The sequence below is a fragment of the Tumebacillus algifaecis genome, from assembly GCF_002243515.1.
In the GTDB taxonomy this organism is placed as follows: Bacteria; Bacillota; Bacilli; order Tumebacillales; family Tumebacillaceae; genus Tumebacillus_A; species Tumebacillus_A algifaecis.
Map to the genome: position 1 here is coordinate 30,001 of NZ_CP022657.1, position 20,546 is coordinate 50,546.

Sequence of the window (20,546 nt, forward strand, 5' to 3'; positions counted from 1 at the left end):
TTTTGGGATTGGCTCCGCCTCGCGGCCTCGCAACCCTTTGTACCGCCCATTGTAGCACGTGTGTAGCCCAAGACATAAGGGGCATGATGATTTGACGTCATCCCCGCCTTCCTCCGGTTTGTCACCGGCAGTCAATTGTGAGTGCCCAACTGAATGATGGCAACACAATTTAGGGGTTGCGCTCGTTGCGGGACTTAACCCAACATCTCACGACACGAGCTGACGACAACCATGCACCACCTGTCACCGCTGCCCCGAAGGGAAGGTCTATCTCTAAACCGGTCAGCGGGATGTCAAGTCTTGGTAAGGTTCTTCGCGTTGCTTCGAATTAAACCACATGCTCCACTGCTTGTGCGGGCCCCCGTCAATTCCTTTGAGTTTCAGTCTTGCGACCGTACTCCCCAGGCGGAGTGCTTAATGCGTTAGCTTCGGCACTGAGGGTGGTACCCCCCAACACCTAGCACTCATCGTTTACGGCGTGGACTACCAGGGTATCTAATCCTGTTTGCTCCCCACGCTTTCGCGCCTCAGCGTCAGAAATCGGCCAGCAAGGCGCCTTCGCCACAGGTGTTCCTCCACATCTCTACGCATTTCACCGCTACACGTGGAATTCCCCTTGCCTCTCCGATCCTCAAGCCATCCCGTATCCAAGGCAGTCCCAAGGTTGAGCCTTGGGCTTTCACCCCGGACGCAGATGGCCGCCTGCGCGCGCTTTACGCCCAGTGATTCCGGACAACGCTTGCCCCCTACGTATTACCGCGGCTGCTGGCACGTAGTTAGCCGGGGCTTCCTCCTCTGTTACCGTCAGGGTGTGAGCATTCCCTTCTCACACTTGTTCTTCACAGAAGACAGAATTTTACAACCCGAAGGCCTTCATCATTCACGCGGCGTTGCTCCATCAGGCTTGCGCCCATTGTGGAAGATTCCCTACTGCTGCCTCCCGTAGGAGTCTGGGCCGTGTCTCAGTCCCAGTGTGGCCGATCACCCTCTCAGGTCGGCTACGCATCGTCGCCTTGGTGAGCCGTTACCTCACCAACTAGCTAATGCGCCGCGGGCTCATCCGACAGTGAAGCGAAAGCTTCTTTCTCGATCTCCTCATGCGAGGAAATCGCTTATCCGGTATTAGCACTCGTTTCCAAGCGTTATCCCAGTCTGTCGGGCAGATTGCCCACGTGTTACTCACCCGTCCGCCGCTAACCTTTGGAAGCAAGCTCCCTCCGGTCCGCTCGACTTGCATGTATTAGGCACGCCGCCAGCGTTCGTCCTGAGCCAGGATCAAACTCTCAATAAAAGTTGAAAAAGTTTGTATCTTGACTCGCATCAGATCTCTGTAACACTCGTTTAGTTTTCAAGGATCAATCGGTTATTCATTGTCCAACGTTGCGACAGGAAGTCGCGTTCTTCGTTGAGTTATCACCGCATGTCTCTCGCGGCGACAAGAGATAATGTATCATACTTGTCTGCATCAGGTCAACAAGTATTTTCAATATCTTTCGTCTCGCAAGAATTTGCTCGCGGCGACAAGAGCTATCTTATCATGTTCGACTCAGAGCGGGAAGCAAACCTGTCGAACAAACAGGAACAAAACTTGCGAATCGCAAAAGCTACCCTTTAGCTGTCTCGTCCTCTCGCCCGCTCAGACGCTGTGCAAGTGATAAAAAAACCACGCTCACCTGTGATTGTGAGCGTGGTTCGTTTGAGAGGTTCGCGGTTATTCCGCTTCTTTCGGGAGATCGACCTCATCCTCATCGCCTGTGAGGACGCGAGCCACGGTGGAGACTTCTTCACCGTCGCCGTGAAGGTTGATCAGTTTGACACCTTGGGTGATCCGGCTCTGTTCCGAGATTTTGTTGACCGGAGTACGGATGACGACCCCTGTGTTGGTAATGACTAAGATGTCATCGTCGGTCGTTACGATCTTCAAGCCGACCACATGCCCGGTTTTATCGGTGCGGTCGAGCGTCTTGATCCCTTTTCCGCCTCGGCCTTGGCTCCGGTAGGAGCCCATCGGAGAGCGCTTGCCATAGCCGTTGCTGGTCACGACCAGAACGAACGCCTTTTTGTTGACAACGTCCATATCAATGACGACATCGCTGGCGGTCAGATCGATCCCTTTCACGCCTGCCGCCGTGCGGCCCATCGAGCGCACGTCTTGCTCGGCGAAGCGAACGGACATACCTTCGCGGGTACCGATGATGATCTGTTGCTTGCCATCGGTGAGTTTGACCCCGATCAGTTCGTCTTCGTCGCGAAGCGTCAGCGCGATCAAGCCGGCTTTGCGAATGTTGTTGAATTGAGAGAGCGGTGTCTTTTTGACCACGCCTTTGCGCGTGCCCATGAACAGGAACGGACCTTGTGCGGCCGAATCCTCTTCCGTCTCTGCCACCGTGTCCTCGATCACCTCATCAACCTGTTCCGCCGCTTGGGCGGTGTGCTCGAGCGGAATCACTGCGGAAACACTTTCGCCTTGCTCGATATTCAACAGGTTGATAATCGGAGTCCCTTTGGCTGCACGGCCAAACTCCGGCACCTCGTAGCCCTTCAGGCGATAGACACGTCCGCGGTTCGTAAAGAACAGCACGTCGTTGTGTGACGAGGTGATAAAGAGATGCTCGACAAAATCCTCTTCTTTCATCCCCGTTGCTGTCACACCGCGTCCACCGCGACGTTGGCTGCGGTAGGTCGAGACCGGAAGGCGCTTGATGTAGCCTTGATGCGTGATAGTGATCACCACATCTTCAACCGGGATCAGATCGGCTTCGTCAATCTCGCCCTCCGCCGAAGTGATCGCCGTGCGACGGTCGTCGCCAAACGTCTCACGGATTTCGGTGATCTCTTCTTTGATCACGCTCATGAGCAGGTTTTGATCGGCCAGGATCGCTTCATATTCGGCGATCTGCTTCAACAGCTCGTTGTATTCGTTTTCGATCTTGTCGCGTTCAAGTCCGGTCAGGCGTTGCAGACGCATGTCGAGAATCGCCTGCGCCTGCTCTTCGGAAAGCTTAAACTCCGAGATCAAACCGTTGCGCGCATCTTCGGTCGTGCGCGAAGCACGAATCAATGCGATCACCGCATCGATATGGTCGAGCGCGATGCGCAAACCATCGAGGATATGCGCTCTTGCGCGCGCTTTTTTCAGTTCGAACTGGGTGCGGCGAGTGATGACGTCTTTTTGGTGTTCGATGTAGTGGTAGATCACTTCGCGCAGGTTGAGCACTTTCGGCTCGCCGTGAACGAGCGCCAGCATGTTGACACCAAAAGTAGTCTGCAACTGCGTTTGCTTGTACAGGTTGTTCAGGACAACCTGCGGCTTGACGTCGCGGCGCAGTTCGATGACCATGCGCATCCCTTTGCGGTCCGACTCGTCGCGCAGGTCGGTGATACCGTCGATCTTTTTATCGCGGACAAGCTCCGCGATTTTTTCGATCAGGCGGGCTTTGTTGACCTGAAACGGAAGTTCGGTGACGATGATGCGCGTCTTGCCATTATTCGCTTCTTCGAACTCCGACTTGGCACGCATGACGATCGAACCGCGACCCGTTTCATAGGCGGAACGAATGCCGGAGCGACCAAGAATCTGACCTGCTGTCGGGAAGTCCGGCCCTGGAATGACGTTCATCAGTTCCGAAACGGTCACATCCGGGTTCTCGATCATCATCAGAACGCCGTCGATCACTTCGCGCAAGTTGTGCGGCGGGATGTTCGTCGCCATCCCGACGGCGATCCCTGCCGAACCGTTGACGAGCAGGTTCGGGAAGCGCGCTGGTAAAACTTGCGGCTCTTTTTCGTTGCCGTCATAGTTAGGCCCGAAATCGACCGTCTCTTTGTTGATGTCGCGAAGCAGTTCCATCGCGATCTTGGACATTCTGGACTCGGTATAACGCATCGCCGCGGCGGAGTCGCCATCGACCGAACCAAAGTTGCCGTGTCCATCTACGAGCAGATAGCGCGTGTTGAAATCCTGCGCCATCCGCACCATCGCGTCATAAACGGACGAGTCGCCGTGCGGATGGTATTTGGCCAGCACGTCACCGACGACGCGGGCCGATTTCTTATACGGCTTATCAGGTGTCATGCCGACTTCATACATCGCGAACAAAATCCGGCGATGCACCGGCTTGAGCCCGTCGCGCACATCAGGCAGCGCGCGGGAGACGATGACACTCATTGCGTAGTCGATAAAGGAGTTTCGCAACTCCTTGGTGATGTCTATCGTCGGATTGCGATCAAATTCGGTCATAAGGAATCCCCTTAGATTTTGTTCTAGATGTCAAGCTGCGCATAGCGCGCATTCTGCTCGATGTATTCACGGCGCGGCTCGACCCGGTCGCCCATCAACTTGTCAAAAAACTCGTCGGCCCGCGCCGCATCCTCGATGCCCACTTGCAACAGCGTCCGGCTTTCCGGGTCCATCGTCGTCTCCCAGAGCTGCTCAGCGTTCATCTCGCCCAGACCTTTGTAGCGCTGGATGTTGATGCCCGTGCGGCCAATTTCGTTCAGACGCGCTTCCAGTTCGCGATCGTTATACGCGTAGCTGACCGCCTTGCCTTTGGTGACCTTGTACAGCGGTGGCTGTGCGATGTAGACATAGCCCGCCTTGATCAGTTCGCGCATGTAGCGGTAGAAGAAGGTCAGCAACAGAATGCGAATGTGCGAGCCGTCAACATCGGCGTCGGTCATGATCACAATCTTGTGATAACGCGCTTTCTCCAAGTTGAAATCATCGCCCACGCCTGTGCCGAGCGCCGTGACGATCGACCGAATTTCGTTGTTGGACAAAATTTTGTCCAGGCGCGCCTTTTCCACGTTGAGGATCTTCCCGCGAAGCGGCAGGATCGCCTGGCGATGACGGTCGCGGCCTTGTTTGGCCGAGCCACCTGCCGAGTCGCCTTCGACGATGAAGATCTCCGATTCGTGCGGGTCGCGCGACGAGCAGTCGGCCAATTTCCCCGGCAGCGAAGACACTTCCAGCGCCGATTTGCGGCGGGTCAACTCCCGTGCTTTGCGAGCAGCTTCACGGGCGCGGTAGGCCAGCAATGCCTTTTCGATGATCTTCTTCGCCGTCGTCGGGTTCTCATCGAGGAACGTCATGAACTTTTCAGCAAAAATGGTCTCGACAATCCCCCGCACTTCCGAGTTGCCAAGCTTGGTCTTGGTCTGCCCCTCAAACTGCGGCTCCGGAATCTTCACCGAGATGATCGCACAAATGCCTTCGCGCACATCATCGCCCGTCAGGTTGTTCTCATTTTCTTTGAGCAGGTTATACTTGCGCGCATACTCGTTGATCACACGGGTCAACGCCGATTTGAAACCCGATTCGTGCGTGCCGCCCTCGTGTGTGTTGATGTTGTTGGCAAACGAGTAGATGTTGTCCTTCGAGTAGGAATCGTTGTACTGCAGCGACACTTCCGCAATGATGCCATCCTTTTCGCCCGAGGTTAACACGGGCGGCGTGAACAGCACTTCACGATCTTTGTTCAAATACTCAACAAAGGACGCAATCCCGCCCTCGTAGAAGAACACCTCTTCTTTTTCATTGCCTTCGCGCTCATCGCGAAGCGTGATGCGCAAGCCCCCGTTCAAGAACGCCAACTCACGCAGGCGGCCTTCGAGGATCTCGTATTCAAAGTCGGTCGTCTCCGTGAAGATCTCCGGGTCGGGCTTAAAAATGACAGTCGTGCCCGAGCGCTCGCTCTCTTCCATCTCCCCGATCTCTTTCAGGCCGAATCGCGGCGCGCCGCGGTCATAGAGCTGCTGAAACACCTTGCCCTTTTGGCGCACGGTGACTTCCATCCATTCGGACAGCGCATTCACGACAGAGGCACCCACGCCGTGCAGACCGCCCGACACTTTGTAGCCTTCACCGCCAAACTTACCACCTGCATGCAAAATCGTATAAACGACCTCAACTGTCGGAATTCCCATCTTCGGGTGAATCCCGGTGGGCACGCCACGGCCGTTGTCGCTGACTTTGATACTGTTATCCGCTTGTATGATCACTTGCACATGGTCACAAAAACCGGCCAGCGCTTCGTCAATCCCATTGTCAACGATTTCCCAGACGAGGTGATGCAGTCCTCTCGAAGTCGTGGAACCGATGTACATCCCCGGACGCTTTCGGACCGCTTCCAATCCTTCGAGAACCTGTATCTGATTCTCATCGTAAACGGAGGCATTCAATTCCTGAGTCAATGTCGGTACCCTCCATGTGTAAACACTTTTGTATGTATTGTCTCCAAACGCCAATCATTTTAAAAAGTCCGCCAGATTGGAATGTCTGGGGACGACAAGTCAACTATTCGAGCTCCGAGACGAACCCTGCCCGCTTTTTTAACGTGAGAGAAGAAATCGGAGAATAGTAAACTTTTTTTGAAGTCACCACAAATGATTTGCTCTCATTTTCGTCAATCATTACCACAAATCCTTCTTCATCGGCCACATTGAGAAATTCTTTGGTGCTGTCCGAAGAGTACTTCATCTTCAGGTCAAAGATGGCAATCACGTCTTTGCTTTGGACCATCACATCGCCGCCCAAGTGAATGAACATGCCAAAATTCACCTACCCTTCTTTCGAGATTATACCATGTTCCACCCGATACACGTTAGCTTCCTCGCTCAGAAAGTGTTCCAGACCAAAGGTCGTCGTCGTCGTGACGATCGTCTGCACTTTTTCCCCCATGCTCTGCACCAAATGGAGTTGGCGCGATTCATCCAACTCGGACAGCACATCGTCGAGCAGTAGGACCGGGTATTCGCCGACCTCCGCTTTGATCAAATCGATCTCCGCCAGTTTCATCGACAGCGATGCGGTTCGCTGCTGACCTTGTGAACCGAACGTCTGCACTTTGTGACCGTTGATCCGAACTTCCAGATCATCGCGGTGCGGTCCGGTCGAAGTGGAACCGCGCAACAGATCGACCTTGCGCTTTTGTTCCAGCTCTTTGCGGTAGACCTCTTCGAGTTGTACAAGTTCTGTACAATCTAGCGAATTTTGATAGTGAAAGGACAGCTCTTCCTTGCCACCGCTGATCCGCCTGTGGATATCTTTTGCGAAGGTCTCCAGTTTGTCCACAAACTCCAGCCGTTTCTTGATCACTTTCGTTCCGTAGACGGCGAGCTGATCGTCCCAGATCATCAGCATTTCCGCGCCCACTTTTTTGTGAGCGATCTCTTTGAGCAAGGAGTTGCGCTGCAAGAGCACTTTTTGATACTGGGTCAGGTTGTAAAGATACTGCGGAGAGACTTGGCCGATCTCCACATCCAAAAACCGCCGTCGCTGCTGCGGGCCGCCTTTGATCAGTTGGAGGTCTTCCGGCGCGAAGAGCACGACGTTGAGATGACCGACAAAGTCGCTCATCTTTCGTTTCTCAACGCCGTTTACCGCACTTTTTTTGCCTTTGGGCAGCAGGCGCAGATCGAGGCGATACGTGCGTTCACTGCGTTCGATCAGGCCTTGGAGAAAGGCAAACTCCTCTTCAAAGCGGATCATCTCCGCATCTTTGTTCGTGCGGTGGCTTTTTGCGACAGACAAAAGCAGAATCGCTTCGACGACGTTCGTCTTGCCCTGCGCATTCTGACCGACGAGAATGTTTACTCGCGGTGAGAGATCGAAGAGCTGAAGCGATTCGTAATTGCGAAAGTTGCGCAGTTCCAGTGCTTTGATCCACATGAGCGCTTAGCCTTGCACGACGCGGTAGGAACCGATGCCTGCGATGACCACCAAGTCGCCGTCGCGAAGCTTTTTGCCGCGTCGTTTCTCCGGAGAGCCGTTCACCTTGATGTCTTGCTCCTCCAAAAACCATTTGACCGCGCCGCCCGAATCGAGGATGTCTGCAAATTTTAGAAACTGCTGCAAGGTGATATATTCCGACTCGATCTTGACCTCTTGATACGCCACGTAAGTTCCCCCTTAGTAAATCCGCACCGGCAAGATGAGGTGGAGGCAGTTCGGATTGTCTGGGATTTTCACCAGGAACGGGCTCATCGAACCGGTGAACTCGATCAGCAGATCTTCGCTGTCGATCACGCGCAGTGCGTCGAGCATGAACTTGGAGTTGAAGGCGATCAGCAGTTCGTCACCGGTCACCGACACATCTTCAATCGATTCCGACACCTTCCCGACGTCCGGAGAATTGGAGGAAATTTCGATCCCGCCTATTTTGATGTTTAAGCGAACCAGGTTGTTTTCATGCTCTTTTGCGATCAAAGAGGCACGTTCCACCGCGCCTTGCAGCTCTTTGGTCTTCACGGTGAGCCCCGTTTTGAAATTGGACGGAATGATCCGCGAGATATCCGGATATTGGCCATCGATCAGGCGGGTGTAGAACTGGGTCTTGTCCATTTGCACCAGCACTTGGTTGTCAGCAACGACAAGATCGACAAGTGAAGAATCGTCGCTCAACAGTCGTCCCAATTCGTTCAGGCTCTTACCGGGGATGATCACGTTGTGAATCTCCAGATCTTCGGACGCTTCGACCGCCGCTTCACGGGTGGCAAGGCGATGTGAGTCGGTTGCGACAAATTTCAAACTGCCTTTGCGAAGCGAGAACATCACTCCGGTCAGCACCGGACGGATCTCTTCGTTCGACACGGCAAAAGATGTCTGGCGGATCATGTCTTTCAAAAGATCGGACTGCACCGAGAACACTTGATTGCCGCTCACTTGCGGCAGACGCGGAAACTCTTCGTGGTCGAGGCCGTGCAGATTGTACTCCGATTTCCCGCCGCGGATGATCGTCAGGTAGTTTTGCTTCACTTCGATCTCCACTTGCTGGCTTGGTAGCTTGCGCACGATGTCGCTTAAAAACTTAGCGGACAGTACGATCGCACCTTCTTCGATAACCTGTACAATCTGATCTTCTTCTATGTGTGTCGGCAGGCGGGTTTCAATCCCGATTTCCAAGTCGGTCGCCGTGAGCGAAAGGCCCTCTTTGGTCGCGACGATCTTGATCCCGGTCAGCACCGGAATGGTCGTTTTGCCTGACACCGCTTTTTGAACATGTTGGATTGCTTGCACGAGGCTTTGGCGCTGAATCAAGATTTTCATGAATGTTTCCCCCTCAGGCAGTCATACACTCAGAACCCCAAGCATAGTAGTAGTAGGTGGAGTAGTTATTATAAAGATCTTCAGTAATAACAGTAATAAGGGCACTGAATATGTGGAAAAGTGTCGAAACCCCACGACAGATCTGATTTGGAGCATGTGGACAATCTGTGCGTAAGGATCTTCTACTTATCCACATATCCAAGTGCCCAATTGGACTGTGTAGTTATTCACAGCTTGGTCACAATCGTTATCCCCAATTCTTAATTGTGGCCAAGTTTTTCTTTTAGCGTTTCGATCGTCTGGCGCAATGTGAAGTCGGTTTGCAGCTCTTTCGCGATCTTCTCATGCGCGTGGATGACGGTGGTGTGATCGCGGCCGCCAAATTCTTCCCCGATCTTCGGCAATGAAAAATCGGTCAGCTCGCGGGCGAGATACATGGCGATCTGGCGCGGGTAGGCGATCGCCTTGGTCCGCTTTTTCGCCTTGAAGTCTTCCAGCTTCATGTCAAAATGTTCGCCGGTGACCTTTTGGATCGCCGGAATCGTGATCTGCTTCGGCCTATTCGAAGGAATGATGTCTTTTAATGCTTCCATCGCAAGCTCTGCCGACAAGTCGCGGTTGATCAGTGACGAATAGGCGACGACGCGGATCAGTGCGCCTTCGAGTTCGCGAATGTTCGTGTCGATCTTGTTGGCGATATGGGTGATCACTTCGCTTGGAATGTCGAGCGCTTCGGCCTTGGCCTTTTTGCGAAGAATCGCAATCCTGGTCTCGTAGTCAGGCGGCTGAATGTCGGTGATCAGGCCCCATTCGAAGCGCGAGCGCAAGCGGTCTTCCAGCGTCGGGATCTCTTTAGGCGGACGGTCGGAGGAGATGATGATCTGCTTGCTCTCCTCGTGCAACGCATTAAACGTATGGAAAAATTCCTCTTGGGTCTGTTCTTTCCCGGCGAGAAACTGAATATCGTCGATTAAGAGCACGTCCACGTTGCGATACTTGTTGCGGAAATCGACCGTCTTGTTGTATTGAATGGCATTGATGAACTCGTTGGTGAATTTCTCCGACGAGATGTAGACCACTTTTGCCTGCGGGTTGTGATCGAGCACATAATGGCCGATCGCGTGCATCAAGTGCGTTTTGCCAAGCCCGACGCCCCCGTAGATGAACAATGGATTGTACGCTTTGGCTGGAGCTTCGGCTACGGCTAAAGAAGCTGCGTGCGCAAAGCGGTTGCCAGCTCCGATGACGAACGTATCGAACAGATACTTTGGATTGAGCGCCGATGGAACAAATTCTGACAGCTCTTCGCCTGAAGGCTCGGCCGGTTTGTTTGGCGGCGCAGGTTTTGGTGAATTTTCATAGAGCGATTCATCAAAAACTTGCGGGATGACAAACTTGACCGTCACCTCTTGCCTCGTGAGGGTAGAGAGCGTTTCCTTAATGATGGCCGAGTATCGGGATTCCAGCCAGTCGCGGGAAAATTCGTTCGGCACGGAGACAATCAGCGTATTGTTCTCATAGGACACGGGCTGCGTCGATTTGAACCAAGTCTCGAAACTGGGCTTGGAGAGCTTCGTTTCCAGTGTGGCCGTTGTCTTCTGCCACAGGTCTAGTGCTTGCCGATCCATGAAGTCAGGAACCTCCCCAAAAAAAATACACAATAAAAATCCACATCCCCTTGCGATTACCAACAAGTATTGTGGATAATAATTGAGGCGAACCGTGTCGATTCTTTCCGAAGTTTTCAGGATAATGCTGGTTGTTGTCCCCATCCTTGGGGATTGATGATCCACACATGAGGATAGTAATCCACAAAGATATCCACAGGTGTGGATATCTTTGTGGATACGGAAATGTTATCCACGGACAAGCTACTCCATCATATCAGAAATGAAACCCTGATGACAACGGACTTTTTCAAACTTATCCACACCAAAAACAGTATGCAATTCGAATTGTTCACAGCCATGTGGATTGTGGATAATGCTGTTGAATACTTGTCGAAAACGATTTGATCTGTCGAAAAAGTTTTCCACAGGCTTGCAGCGGGCGTTTCCTGTTATTGAGACTGAAACCAATCTTGCAATCAAACGCTACCTCCGCTATAATGACGTAGTGTATTGTCTACAGTTGGCTTTCTCTCATTCAGATAGAAAGTTCTATAGGGAGGTGTAGATCGATGAAACGTACTTTCCAACCGAACGTACGCAAGCGCAAGAAAGTGCATGGCTTCCGTACCCGCATGGCTTCTAAAAATGGCCGTCGTGTACTGGCTGCACGTCGTCGCAAAGGAAGAAAGGTTCTGTCCGCATAAGGCCACGTTTTCGTGGCCTTTTTACATAACGAGCGGTTTAACGGCACCCTTGCTTCCGTATACTAGGAGATGAATGGGGGGCCAGGTTCATGCTACAAAAAGAACACCGGTTGACAGACAAACGAGACTTTCAGCGGGTTTTTCATCATGGACAGTCTTTTGCCAACCGCTATCTCGTCATCTATTTTTTAAAAAATCGAAACAGCGACACGTTCCGCGTCGGCTTTTCGGTGAGCAAGAAGGTGGGGAAGGCGGTTACTCGTAACCGCGTGAAGCGCCTGCTTAGGGAAGCGTTTCGCTCAAGTCGCGACCAGATCAAGGAAGCGTATGATCTGGTGGTGATCGCTCGCCCGTCTGCGGCTGAGCTTGAATATGAAAACGTGGTGCAAAACGTCCACCATCTGCTTCGCAACATGGACAAGCCGGACGCGCAAAAGCGCAAACCGCAGCAGCAAACGCGGCGCTCGGCATCGGACAAGCAAGGTGAGCGGAAAAAAGGAGTGCACTAGATGAAACGAGCACTGTTGTGGTTGTTTCGTTTCTATCAAAAGTTCATCTCTCCGATGAAACCGCCATCATGCCGATTTTATCCGACCTGTTCGGAGTATGGAGTGCAAGCCGTGCAGACACACGGTGTTCTACGCGGCCTGTTCCTTACCCTCAAGCGAATTCTGAAGTGCGGTCCTTGGCACCGAGGGGGATTTGACCCTGTGCCTAAACCTTACATAGATCACGATTGCTCTCATTGAAGGAGGGGAACACAGCTTGTTTCAACGAATGAAGATTCCTGTCACCCTGATGCTGCTTGCTGTCATGATGACCGGCTGTGGCACCAACGCAGACGGCACACTGGACAGAAGCGGTTTTTGGGGCAAGTTTGTCGGTATCGTTTCGGACGGACTTGACTATTTTTACGAGCTGACTACAGACTACGGGATCGCGATCCTGATCGTGACCCTGATCGTCCGCATCATCACGCTGCCGCTGATGATCAAACAGATCCGCTATACCAAGGTCATGCAACAACTCTCGCCGGAACTGACGAAGATCCGCGAAAAGTACAAAGATGACAAGCAAAAAATCAACGAAGAAACGATGAAGCTGTTCCAGCAGTACAACGCGAACCCGCTGGCCGGCTGTTTCCCGATTTTGGTGCAGATGCCGATTTTGCTCGCGCTGTACCAAGCGATCAATAGCAACCAAGCTTTGAAGGAACATGAATTCCTCGGGATTCTGCTCTTGTCGAGCACGCAGTCGATCGAAAACATCATCCTCGCCGTTCTCGCGGCGGGTACCACCTACATCCAATCGAAGATGTCGATGGTCAACAACGACCCGAACACGAAGATCATGATCGCGATCATGCCGCTGATGATCGGTTTCTTCACTTGGCAATTCCCGGCGGCACTCGGTCTGTACTGGATTTTCTCGAACATCCTGACCATCGTTCAGACCTACTTCACCAAAGGGATCAAAGCACCTAACGCTCCGGCTGCTCCAGCTCCAGGGGGCAAAAAGAAATGAAAAAGCTGATCACAACGGGAAAAACGGTTGAACTCGCAACCGAGTTGGCTCTAAAAAAATTGGGCGTCTCCCGAGATCGCGTAACCGTAACCGTTTTGACACAGCCTAGCCGCGGTTTTTTTGGACTCTTTGGCACTCGGGATGCAGAGGTGGAAGTAGAACTTCTTCAGCTCGACCCGATGGAGGAGACGATCAAATTTCTCCGTGATGTATTGGAGTCGATGTCGATCAAGCAGGTCGGCATCGACGTGGAACAAGAAAGCGATACGCAGTATCTGATCAAGTTGTCTGGCGAGTCGATCGGCATTTTGATCGGTCGCCGCGGCACAACGCTCGATGCGATGCAATACTTGGTCAACCTGGTGGCGAACAAGCACAGCGAGCGCTTTTTGAAAATTGTGCTCGATGCAGAAGAATACCGCTTGCGCCGCAAAGAGACTTTGGAGCGTCTGGCCGAACGGTTGGCGAACAAGGCGCTGATGCAAAAGCGTGAGATCATGCTCGAACCGATGTCACCAACTGAGCGCAAAGTGATTCATTCCTACTTGCAACACCGTGAGGATGTGGTCACGTTCTCGCATGGAGATGAGCCGCATCGCAAAGTGGTGATCTCGCCCAAGGGTAAGAAGGGTGAGCACGCTCGTGAGCGGGGCAGTCGCCGGACTTCTTCTAAACATCGTTCGTAACTACGCATGCAAAGAGCTTTGTGGATAACCCACAGAGCTCTTTTTTTGTGTTTTTTTATCCACATGTGGATAGTTTTTGAGCTTTTGCTGAGCTATGATAGAATGGTTATGCACATCGTCTCGAACGGGTAAGCTAAACGGGAAGTGGATAAGTTGGGAGAGAAATGCATGAATCAGTTTGATACGGTTGCGGCGATTGCGACAGCGCTCGGAGAAGGTAGTATCGCGATCATTCGCGTCTCCGGCAGTGAGGCAATCCCGATTGTGGATAAACTTTATCGCGGTAAAACAAAGCTGTGCACGGTGGACAGCCACACATTTAATTACGGCCACATCGTTGACCCAGAGACGGGCGAGCGTGTCGATGAGGTTTTTTGTGCCGTTTTAAAAGCGCCACGTACATACACCGGTGAGGACGTGGTGGAGATCCAAGGGCACGGCGGCATCGTGGCGGTGCAGCGCGTGTTGCGCTTGGTGTTGAACCACGGAGCACGGCTGGCCGAACCTGGCGAATTTACGAAACGCGCGTTTCTAAGCGGTCGGATCGACCTGTCCCAGGCCGAAGCGGTCATCGACGTGATCCGCTCGAAAACGGATATGGCGATGAAAGTTGCGCTTAGCCAAGTGGAAGGTCAACTGTCCGACAAGATTCGATCACTCCGCCAAAAGATGGTCGAGATGCTCGCCCATATCGAAGTGACGATCGACTATCCGGAGCATGATGTCGAAGATGTGACCACGCAACATGTGATCCGTGAAGGGCATTCGGTCGTCGCAGAGATCGAAAAGTTGCTGGCAGGTGCCACGACAGGTAAAATTTTGCGCGAAGGGTTGAACACAGTGATCATCGGCAAGCCGAACGTCGGCAAGTCGTCGCTGCTCAATGCCCTTTCGCGCACCAACCGTGCGATCGTCACCGACATTCCTGGAACGACCCGCGATATTTTGGAAGAGATGATCAACCTGCGCGGCATTCCGCTGAACATCATCGACACGGCGGGCATTCGGGAAACGGAAGATGTGGTCGAGAAGATCGGGGTCGAGCGCTCGCGTTCTGCGCTGAATCAGGCCGACCTGGTCCTGTTTATGGTGGATGCCTCGCGCCCACTGGAAGCGGTCGATCGCGAGCTGTTGGCAGCGGTCGCACCCTATCCGGCCATTTTGATCCTGAACAAGTTGGATCTGCCGCGTCAGGTGGATGGGGAGGAGCTTGGCAGGCTGGCCGCTGGCAAGCGGATCGTCGAAACCTCGGTAGCCTCAGGTGAAGGGCTGGAGCAGCTCGAAGCGGCGGTGGAGGAGCTGTTCTTGTCTGGTGGAATCGAGGGCAAGGAAGGTACTTATGTTTCGAATGCGCGCCATGTGGCGCTGTTGGAAAAAGGCATGCGCGAGATGCGAGAAGCCCTCCACTCAGCAGAGGTGGGGATGACGCTCGATCTGGTCGCGGTCGATGTGAAAAACTGTTGGATGTCGCTGGGAGAAGTGATCGGGGAAGCGGTCGGCGAAGATTTGCTCGACCAGATTTTCTCGCAATTCTGCCTGGGGAAATAGGAGGGAACCAACATGCGTTATGAGGCTGGACAATATGAGGTCATCGTCGTCGGGGCCGGACATGCCGGTGTCGAAGCAGCGCTGGCTACCGCTCGTCTGGGATGTAAGACGCTGATGCTGACGATCTCGCTCGATACGATCGCCTATATGCCGTGTAACCCGGCCGTTGGCGGCCCGGCGAAAGGTAATGTCGTGCGCGAGATCGATGCGCTCGGCGGCGAAATGGGACGCAACACCGATCTGACCTTTCTGCAAATGCGTCTGCTCAACACGGGCAAAGGCCCGGCGGTGCACGCGCTGCGGGCGCAGGCCGATAAATTTTATTATTCGCACCGCATGAAAGAAACGGTGGAAGCGACGCACAACTTGACGGTGCGCCAAGGCATGGTCGATGAGTTGCTTTCAGAAAATGGACGCATCACTGGCGTTGTCACGCAAAGCGGGGCGATCTACAGAGCGAGAGCGGTTGTCGTCACCACCGGCACTTACTTGCGCGGGAAGATCATCATGGGCGAAGTTCAATACCAAGGCGGTCCGAGCGGGCAGTTGCCATCGCTCAAACTGACCGATTCGCTGCTCGATCACGGCTTCCAACTCGCTCGCTTCAAGACGGGGACGCCGCCGCGCGTACATCGCGATACGATCGATTTTTCGGCGACAGAGATCCAGCCGGGCGATGATCAGTTTTACCATTTCCAATTTTCCGATGAGGTCGAGCCGCGCGAGCAGATGCCGTGCTGGTTGACCTATACGAATGAAAACACGCATGCGGTCATCCAGGAAAACCTGCACCGCTCGCCGATGTTTTCAGGCGTCATCGAAGGTACGGGCCCGCGCTATTGCCCGTCGATCGAAGACAAGATCGTCCGTTTTGCGGAGCGCCCCTCGCACCAGATCTTCTTGGAGCCGGAAGGACGTCACACGGCAGAGTATTATGTGCAAGGGCTCTCGACCTCTTTGCCAGAAGAGGTGCAATTGCGGATGTTGCGCACGATCAAAGGCTTGGAACGTGCGGAGATGATGCGTCCAGGCTATGCGATCGAGTACGATGCGATCGTACCGACGCAACTTCAACTGACCCTGATGACCAAAGAGGTGGAAGGTCTGTTCACAGCTGGCCAGATCAACGGCACCTCAGGTTATGAGGAAGCGGCCGGGCAAGGTCTGGTCGCAGGGATCAACGCGGCGATGCACGTGCAGGAGCGCGATCCGGTGATCTTAGATCGCTCCGATGCGTACATTGCGGTAATGATCGACGATCTGGTCACCAAAGGCACCAACGAGCCCTATCGCTTGCTCACCTCGCGTGCCGAGTATCGCTTGATCTTGCGCAATGACAATGCCGACTTGCGCTTGATGGAAATCGGTCACAAGATCGGTTTGCTGTCCGATCAGCGTTTTGCCCGCTTCTTGCAGAAAAAAGAAGCGATCGAGCGCGAGAAAGGTCGTCTGCGTACAACCCGTGTGAAAGCGGGTGAGATCAATGGCAAATTGGCCGAACTCGGTTCGGCACCGATTGCCGACGCTGTCACGTTGGAGCAGCTGTTGCGCCGCCCAGAAGTGGGGTACGACATGCTCGCCGAACTCGCACCATCGCCAGAAGAACTGCATCCAGAAGTGAGGGAGCAGGTCGAAATTCAAACCAAGTATGCAGGATATATCGATAAATCGTACCAACAGATCGAAAAGCAGAAGAAGCTGGAAATAAAATTGATCCCTGACGACATCGACTACAGTGTGGTCAAAGGGCTGTCCACCGAGTCCCGCGAAAAGATGAGCAAAATCCGACCGCGCTCCATCGGTCAGGCATCGCGCATCTCGGGCGTCAATCCGGCTGATATTTCAATTTTGATGGTCTATTTGGAAACGCACGGGAAGAGGAGTGTCGCAAATGCATGAGGTGCAAGCCTCTTTCAGGCAGGAAGTCGAAAAACTGGGCATCGCACTGACCGATGAGCAGATGGTCCAGTATGAGACCTATTTTACATGGCTGGTCGAGTGGAATGAAAAGATGAACTTGACGGCGATCACCGATGCACAAGGCGTTTATTTTAAGCATTTTTATGATTCGCTCACCTTGCTGTCTGTGCCGCAGTTTGCACAAAAAGGCACGTTGCTCGATGTGGGGGCAGGTGCGGGTTTCCCATCGCTGCCGGTACACATCGCGGCACCCGAGCTACAAGTGACGGTGCTCGATTCGCTGAACAAGCGGATCGGATTTTTAAATGAATTAGCTGTTGCGTTAGAAGTGAAAAGCTTTAAAGCGATGCATGGGCGAGCAGAAGACTTTGCGAAGCCAGGTCAGTTGCGCGGGCAGTTTGCGCAGGTCACGGCCCGTGCAGTGGCACGCTTGAATGTGCTGTTGGAACTGTGTTTGCCGTATGTGCAAGTCGGTGGACATTTTTTCGCCATGAAGGGGCCGGATGCACAAAACGAAGTGGCCGAGGCGAAAAAAGCGCTCGATCTGCTCGGGGGGCGGGTGGTCGATGTGGTCAAAACATCGTTGCCCGTCGAAGAGGGGGAGCGCAACATCATCATCGTTGAAAAAGTCAAAGCAACGCCTAAACAATATCCGCGCAAAGCGGGCACCCCGTCCAAAAGTCCGCTTTGAGCTTCGTCGATTTATGTAAAAAGATAGGAATCTTTGCCCGCTGTGGGGGAAAAGCAGGAAAAATCTACAGGATTGACGAAGTAGTTTGAGATTGTTGGAAAAGTTAATTTTGTCGTGCATGTACTAGGAGTAGGTGGGTGAATTCGGTGGTGAAAGAGCAATTGTCACGAATTTTCGGTCTGGGTGATCGGGATGAAGCGATAACGGAGGTGGCCGGGCAAGGTGCAGCGCACGAAGAGGTGCATCAGGTACCGATCGACCAGATCGTTTCCAGCCCCTATCAGCCAAGAACGATTTTTGATGATGAACGCATCGAGGAGTTAGCGCAGACAATCCGCACCCACGGGATGATTCAACCGATCGTCGTTCGTAAAGTCGGCGAAAGATATGAACTGATCGCAGGGGAACGCCGTTGGCGCGCTTGCACGAAGCTCGGCATGGAGACGATCCCTGCCATCATCCGTGAATTGACCGATTCGCAGGCCGCTTCGGTCGCGTTGATCGAGAACTTGCAGCGTGAGGGACTGACCGCGATTGAGGAAGCGGTGGCGTATGCGCAACTGCTCGAACTGCATGGGTTGACACAAGAAAGCTTGGCGCAGCGTTTGGGTAAAGGGCAATCGACGATCGCCAACAAGCTGCGTTTGCTCAATCTTCCGCAAGCGGTGCAGGAATCCTTGATGGCCCGCAAGATTTCGGAACGTCATGCGCGTGCGCTGTTGGCGCTTGGGCAAGAGGAACTGCAACTGAAGGTGCTCCAGGAAATCGTTGATAAAGAATTGAATGTCAAGCAGACCGAAATTCGAGTCAAGGCGCTGCTCGAAGCGCAAGTTCCGGTCAAAAAACCGCGGAAGATCTCGTTCTCCCGTGATATTCGACTTGCCGTGAACACGATTCGCCAGTCGCTCGACATGATTGTGCAAAGCGGGATTAACTGCGAAAAAGAAGAAGAAGATCATGAGGACTACTACCAATTTGTAATCCGCGTGCCGAAATCAAAATCGTAAGCTTTCCTGATTAATTCCTCGCTATATTCAAAATTCATTCCAGCAGGCGATTCGCCTGCTTTTTTGCATGCTACCCTTTTTGCTCTTAATCTTGTAAAATGAAGGATGCGTCTTAACGTTTTGAAAGAAGGTGATGCTCATGGCGAGAGTCATCGCAGTGGCGAATCAAAAAGGTGGCGTGGGCAAAACCACGACATCGGTAAATCTCGGTGCTTGCTTGGCCAGTCTTGGCAAGCGCGTGCTTTTGATCGATATCGACCCGCAGGGGAATACAACCTCCGGAATTGGCATTAATAAAGCGGATGTACGTTATGATATTTACGATGTGTTGATTAACGAAGTGGACGCGAGTGAAGCGGCTACCGATACGGATGTACCGAACTTAAAAATTCTCCCGGCGACGATTCAACTGGCGGGGGCGGAGATTGAGCTGGTTTCGACGATGTCGCGTGAACTGCGCTTGCGTCAGGCGTTGCAACCGTTGAAGTCGCAGTATGATTATATGTTGATCGACTGCCCACCGTCGCTCGGATTGCTGACGGTGAACGCTTTGACAGCTTCAGACTCCGTTTTGATTCCGATTCAGTGTGAGTATTATGCACTGGAGGGCTTGAGCCAACTGCTGAACACGATTCGGATGGTGCAAAAGCATTTGAACACGACGCTGGAAATCGAAGGCGTGCTGCTCACAATGTTGGATGCGCGGACGAATCTCGGTTTGCAAGTGATCGAGGAAGTGAAGAAATATTTCCGTGAGAAGGTATACAGCACGGTGATCCCGCGCAATGTGCGGTTGGGAGAAGCACCATCGCATGGTCAATCGATCATCCAGTACGATCCGCGTTCACGTGGCGCGGAAGTGTACTTGGAACTCGCGAAGGAAGTGGTCGGAACATGAACAAGCGTTCAGGTGGGCTCGGACGGGGATTGGAAGCGATCTTTAACTCGAATCCCAAAGGGGACGAACCAGTTTCGAGTGTAGCAGTTGCAGAACTGCGACCGAATCCTTATCAGCCGCGTCGTGTGTTTGACGACGAGAAGATTGAGGAATTGGCCGCTTCGATTCGTGAGCATGGCGTGATCCAACCGCTGATTGTGCGGGTAGCTGTGCGCGGGTATGAGATTGTCGCAGGCGAACGCCGCCTGCGTGCGTCAAAGCTGGCAGGGCTAACAGAAGTGCCCGTGGTCGTGCGAGATTTTACTGATCGGCAGATGAATGAGATTGCGCTGATTGAGAATTTGCAGCGCGAAGATTTGAACCCGATTGAGGTAGCAGAGGCATATCAGAGCCTGATGGAGAAGTTCGACCTGACGCAGGATGTGTTGGCGAAGAAGGTGGGGCAATCTCGATCACATGTGGCTAATATGTTGCGCTTGCTGAACTTGCCGGGGGAGATTCGGGAACATGTTTCACGTGGAACACTGTCGATGGGACATGCCCGTGCACTTCTAGGTTTGCCAGATCAGAAGCAGCAGATTGCGTTGGCAGAAAAGGCGATCGATGAGGAATTGTCAGTTCGTCAGGTTGAGCATTTGGTCAATCGGATGCAAAATCTGGGGCAGCGTGAGACGAAGAAAGCTGTGAAACCGAATCATGTTCTGAAGCAGTATGAAGAGGAGTTTCGGACGCGCTTGGGAACAGGCGTGAAGATTATGCAAGGGAAGAAGCGCGGAAAGATTGAGATCGAATACTTCTCGACAGATGATTTGGAACGGATCTTGAGTTTGTTGCAGAACTCGTAGTATAGGGCTTGAGATAGCGGAACCTTTTGATACTGGTGTTGGTTGATGCCAGTGGATGTGAGGGTTC

Annotated in this window: 18 protein-coding genes and 1 rRNA gene (1 of these 19 running past the window's edge); 11 read left to right on the forward strand and 8 right to left on the reverse strand. The window is 53.0% G+C overall.

What is annotated here, in order from left to right:
- The 8 genes from CIG75_RS00185 to dnaA form a co-directional block, all read right to left on the reverse strand.
- Window positions 1-1,291, reverse strand: a 16S ribosomal RNA gene (locus tag CIG75_RS00185) (it extends 254 nt beyond the left edge of the window).
- A 420-nt stretch (window positions 1,292-1,711) separates the two neighbouring features.
- Window positions 1,712-4,240, reverse strand: coding sequence for a DNA gyrase subunit A (gene gyrA, locus CIG75_RS00190; RefSeq protein WP_094234806.1), 2,529 nt, complete (start codon window positions 4,238-4,240; stop codon window positions 1,712-1,714).
- Window positions 4,241-4,263: 23 nt separating this feature from the next.
- Window positions 4,264-6,192, reverse strand: coding sequence for a DNA topoisomerase (ATP-hydrolyzing) subunit B (gyrB, locus tag CIG75_RS00195; protein ID WP_094234807.1), 1,929 nt, complete (start codon window positions 6,190-6,192; stop codon window positions 4,264-4,266).
- A gap of 103 nt (window positions 6,193-6,295) precedes the next feature.
- A complete protein-coding gene (remB, locus tag CIG75_RS00200; protein WP_094234808.1) occupies window positions 6,296-6,547 on the reverse strand; it encodes an extracellular matrix regulator RemB in 252 nt (83 codons plus the stop codon).
- A gap of 12 nt (window positions 6,548-6,559) precedes the next feature.
- Window positions 6,560-7,669, reverse strand: a complete 1,110-nt coding sequence (gene recF / locus CIG75_RS00205; protein WP_094234809.1) for a DNA replication/repair protein RecF — start codon at window positions 7,667-7,669, stop codon at window positions 6,560-6,562.
- A 6-nt stretch (window positions 7,670-7,675) separates the two neighbouring features.
- Window positions 7,676-7,897 (reverse strand): S4 domain-containing protein YaaA, encoded by a 222-nt coding sequence (gene yaaA / locus CIG75_RS00210; RefSeq protein ID WP_094234810.1) that lies wholly within the window; start codon window positions 7,895-7,897, stop codon window positions 7,676-7,678.
- Window positions 7,898-7,909: 12 nt separating this feature from the next.
- Window positions 7,910-9,046, reverse strand: a complete 1,137-nt coding sequence (dnaN, locus tag CIG75_RS00215; RefSeq protein WP_094234811.1) for a DNA polymerase III subunit beta — start codon at window positions 9,044-9,046, stop codon at window positions 7,910-7,912.
- A gap of 260 nt (window positions 9,047-9,306) precedes the next feature.
- Complete coding sequence (gene dnaA, locus CIG75_RS00220; protein ID WP_094234812.1) at window positions 9,307-10,674, reverse strand: chromosomal replication initiator protein DnaA; 1,368 nt, start codon at window positions 10,672-10,674, stop codon at window positions 9,307-9,309.
- 551 nt (window positions 10,675-11,225) lie between these two features.
- Here dnaA and rpmH point away from each other — a divergent pair.
- From rpmH to CIG75_RS00275, 11 genes are all read left to right on the forward strand, one after another.
- A complete protein-coding gene (gene rpmH / locus CIG75_RS00225; protein ID WP_087456289.1) occupies window positions 11,226-11,360 on the forward strand; it encodes a 50S ribosomal protein L34 in 135 nt (44 codons plus the stop codon).
- A gap of 89 nt (window positions 11,361-11,449) precedes the next feature.
- Window positions 11,450-11,869 carry a ribonuclease P protein component gene (gene rnpA, locus CIG75_RS00230; protein ID WP_094234813.1) on the forward strand — a complete coding sequence of 140 codons (420 nt, stop codon included), beginning with the start codon at window positions 11,450-11,452 and terminating at the stop codon, window positions 11,867-11,869.
- A complete protein-coding gene (gene yidD, locus CIG75_RS00235; RefSeq protein WP_094234814.1) occupies window positions 11,870-12,109 on the forward strand; it encodes a membrane protein insertion efficiency factor YidD in 240 nt (79 codons plus the stop codon). It begins immediately after the preceding gene.
- Between the two features lie 16 nt (window positions 12,110-12,125).
- Complete coding sequence (locus CIG75_RS00240; protein WP_227874306.1) at window positions 12,126-12,884, forward strand: YidC/Oxa1 family membrane protein insertase; 759 nt, start codon at window positions 12,126-12,128, stop codon at window positions 12,882-12,884.
- Window positions 12,881-13,570 (forward strand): RNA-binding cell elongation regulator Jag/EloR, encoded by a 690-nt coding sequence (gene jag, locus CIG75_RS00245; RefSeq protein ID WP_094234815.1) that lies wholly within the window; start codon window positions 12,881-12,883, stop codon window positions 13,568-13,570. Before CIG75_RS00240 ends, jag begins: the two co-directional genes overlap by 4 nt.
- 168 nt (window positions 13,571-13,738) lie before the next feature.
- Window positions 13,739-15,118 carry a tRNA uridine-5-carboxymethylaminomethyl(34) synthesis GTPase MnmE gene (gene mnmE / locus CIG75_RS00250; RefSeq protein ID WP_094234816.1) on the forward strand — a complete coding sequence of 460 codons (1,380 nt, stop codon included), beginning with the start codon at window positions 13,739-13,741 and terminating at the stop codon, window positions 15,116-15,118.
- A gap of 12 nt (window positions 15,119-15,130) precedes the next feature.
- Complete coding sequence (mnmG, locus tag CIG75_RS00255) at window positions 15,131-17,017, forward strand: tRNA uridine-5-carboxymethylaminomethyl(34) synthesis enzyme MnmG (RefSeq protein WP_094234817.1); 1,887 nt, start codon at window positions 15,131-15,133, stop codon at window positions 17,015-17,017.
- A complete protein-coding gene (gene rsmG / locus CIG75_RS00260; protein WP_094234818.1) occupies window positions 17,010-17,729 on the forward strand; it encodes a 16S rRNA (guanine(527)-N(7))-methyltransferase RsmG in 720 nt (239 codons plus the stop codon). The genes mnmG and rsmG overlap by 8 nt, the downstream gene beginning before the upstream one ends.
- 149 nt (window positions 17,730-17,878) lie before the next feature.
- Window positions 17,879-18,736, forward strand: a complete 858-nt coding sequence (gene noc / locus CIG75_RS00265) for a nucleoid occlusion protein (RefSeq protein WP_094238271.1) — start codon at window positions 17,879-17,881, stop codon at window positions 18,734-18,736.
- Between the two features lie 139 nt (window positions 18,737-18,875).
- A complete protein-coding gene (locus tag CIG75_RS00270) occupies window positions 18,876-19,634 on the forward strand; it encodes a ParA family protein (RefSeq protein WP_094234819.1) in 759 nt (252 codons plus the stop codon).
- Window positions 19,631-20,479 (forward strand): ParB/RepB/Spo0J family partition protein, encoded by an 849-nt coding sequence (locus CIG75_RS00275; protein ID WP_094234820.1) that lies wholly within the window; start codon window positions 19,631-19,633, stop codon window positions 20,477-20,479. Before CIG75_RS00270 ends, CIG75_RS00275 begins: the two co-directional genes overlap by 4 nt.
- Window positions 20,480-20,546 lie beyond the last annotated feature (67 nt).

Excerpts from the sequence above, each read along its gene's own strand:
- gyrA (WP_094234806.1), bottom strand. The coding sequence starts at position 4,240 with ATGACCGAATTTGATCGCAATCCGACGATAGACATCACCAAGGAGTTG.
- remB (WP_094234808.1), bottom strand. The coding sequence starts at position 6,547 with ATGTTCATTCACTTGGGCGGCGATGTGATGGTCCAAAGCAAAGACGTG.
- mnmE (WP_094234816.1), top strand. The coding sequence starts at position 13,739 with ATGAATCAGTTTGATACGGTTGCGGCGATTGCGACAGCGCTCGGAGAA.
- dnaN (WP_094234811.1), bottom strand. The coding sequence starts at position 9,046 with ATGAAAATCTTGATTCAGCGCCAAAGCCTCGTGCAAGCAATCCAACAT.
- recF (WP_094234809.1), bottom strand. The coding sequence starts at position 7,669 with ATGTGGATCAAAGCACTGGAACTGCGCAACTTTCGCAATTACGAATCG.
- dnaA (WP_094234812.1), bottom strand. The coding sequence starts at position 10,674 with ATGGATCGGCAAGCACTAGACCTGTGGCAGAAGACAACGGCCACACTG.
- mnmG (WP_094234817.1), top strand. The coding sequence starts at position 15,131 with ATGCGTTATGAGGCTGGACAATATGAGGTCATCGTCGTCGGGGCCGGA.
- yidD (WP_094234814.1), top strand. The coding sequence starts at position 11,870 with ATGAAACGAGCACTGTTGTGGTTGTTTCGTTTCTATCAAAAGTTCATC.
- rsmG (WP_094234818.1), top strand. The coding sequence starts at position 17,010 with ATGCATGAGGTGCAAGCCTCTTTCAGGCAGGAAGTCGAAAAACTGGGC.
- rnpA (WP_094234813.1), top strand. The coding sequence starts at position 11,450 with ATGCTACAAAAAGAACACCGGTTGACAGACAAACGAGACTTTCAGCGG.
- rpmH (WP_087456289.1), top strand. The coding sequence starts at position 11,226 with ATGAAACGTACTTTCCAACCGAACGTACGCAAGCGCAAGAAAGTGCAT.
- jag (WP_094234815.1), top strand. The coding sequence starts at position 12,881 with ATGAAAAAGCTGATCACAACGGGAAAAACGGTTGAACTCGCAACCGAG.
- CIG75_RS00270 (WP_094234819.1), top strand. The coding sequence starts at position 18,876 with ATGGCGAGAGTCATCGCAGTGGCGAATCAAAAAGGTGGCGTGGGCAAA.
- CIG75_RS00275 (WP_094234820.1), top strand. The coding sequence starts at position 19,631 with ATGAACAAGCGTTCAGGTGGGCTCGGACGGGGATTGGAAGCGATCTTT.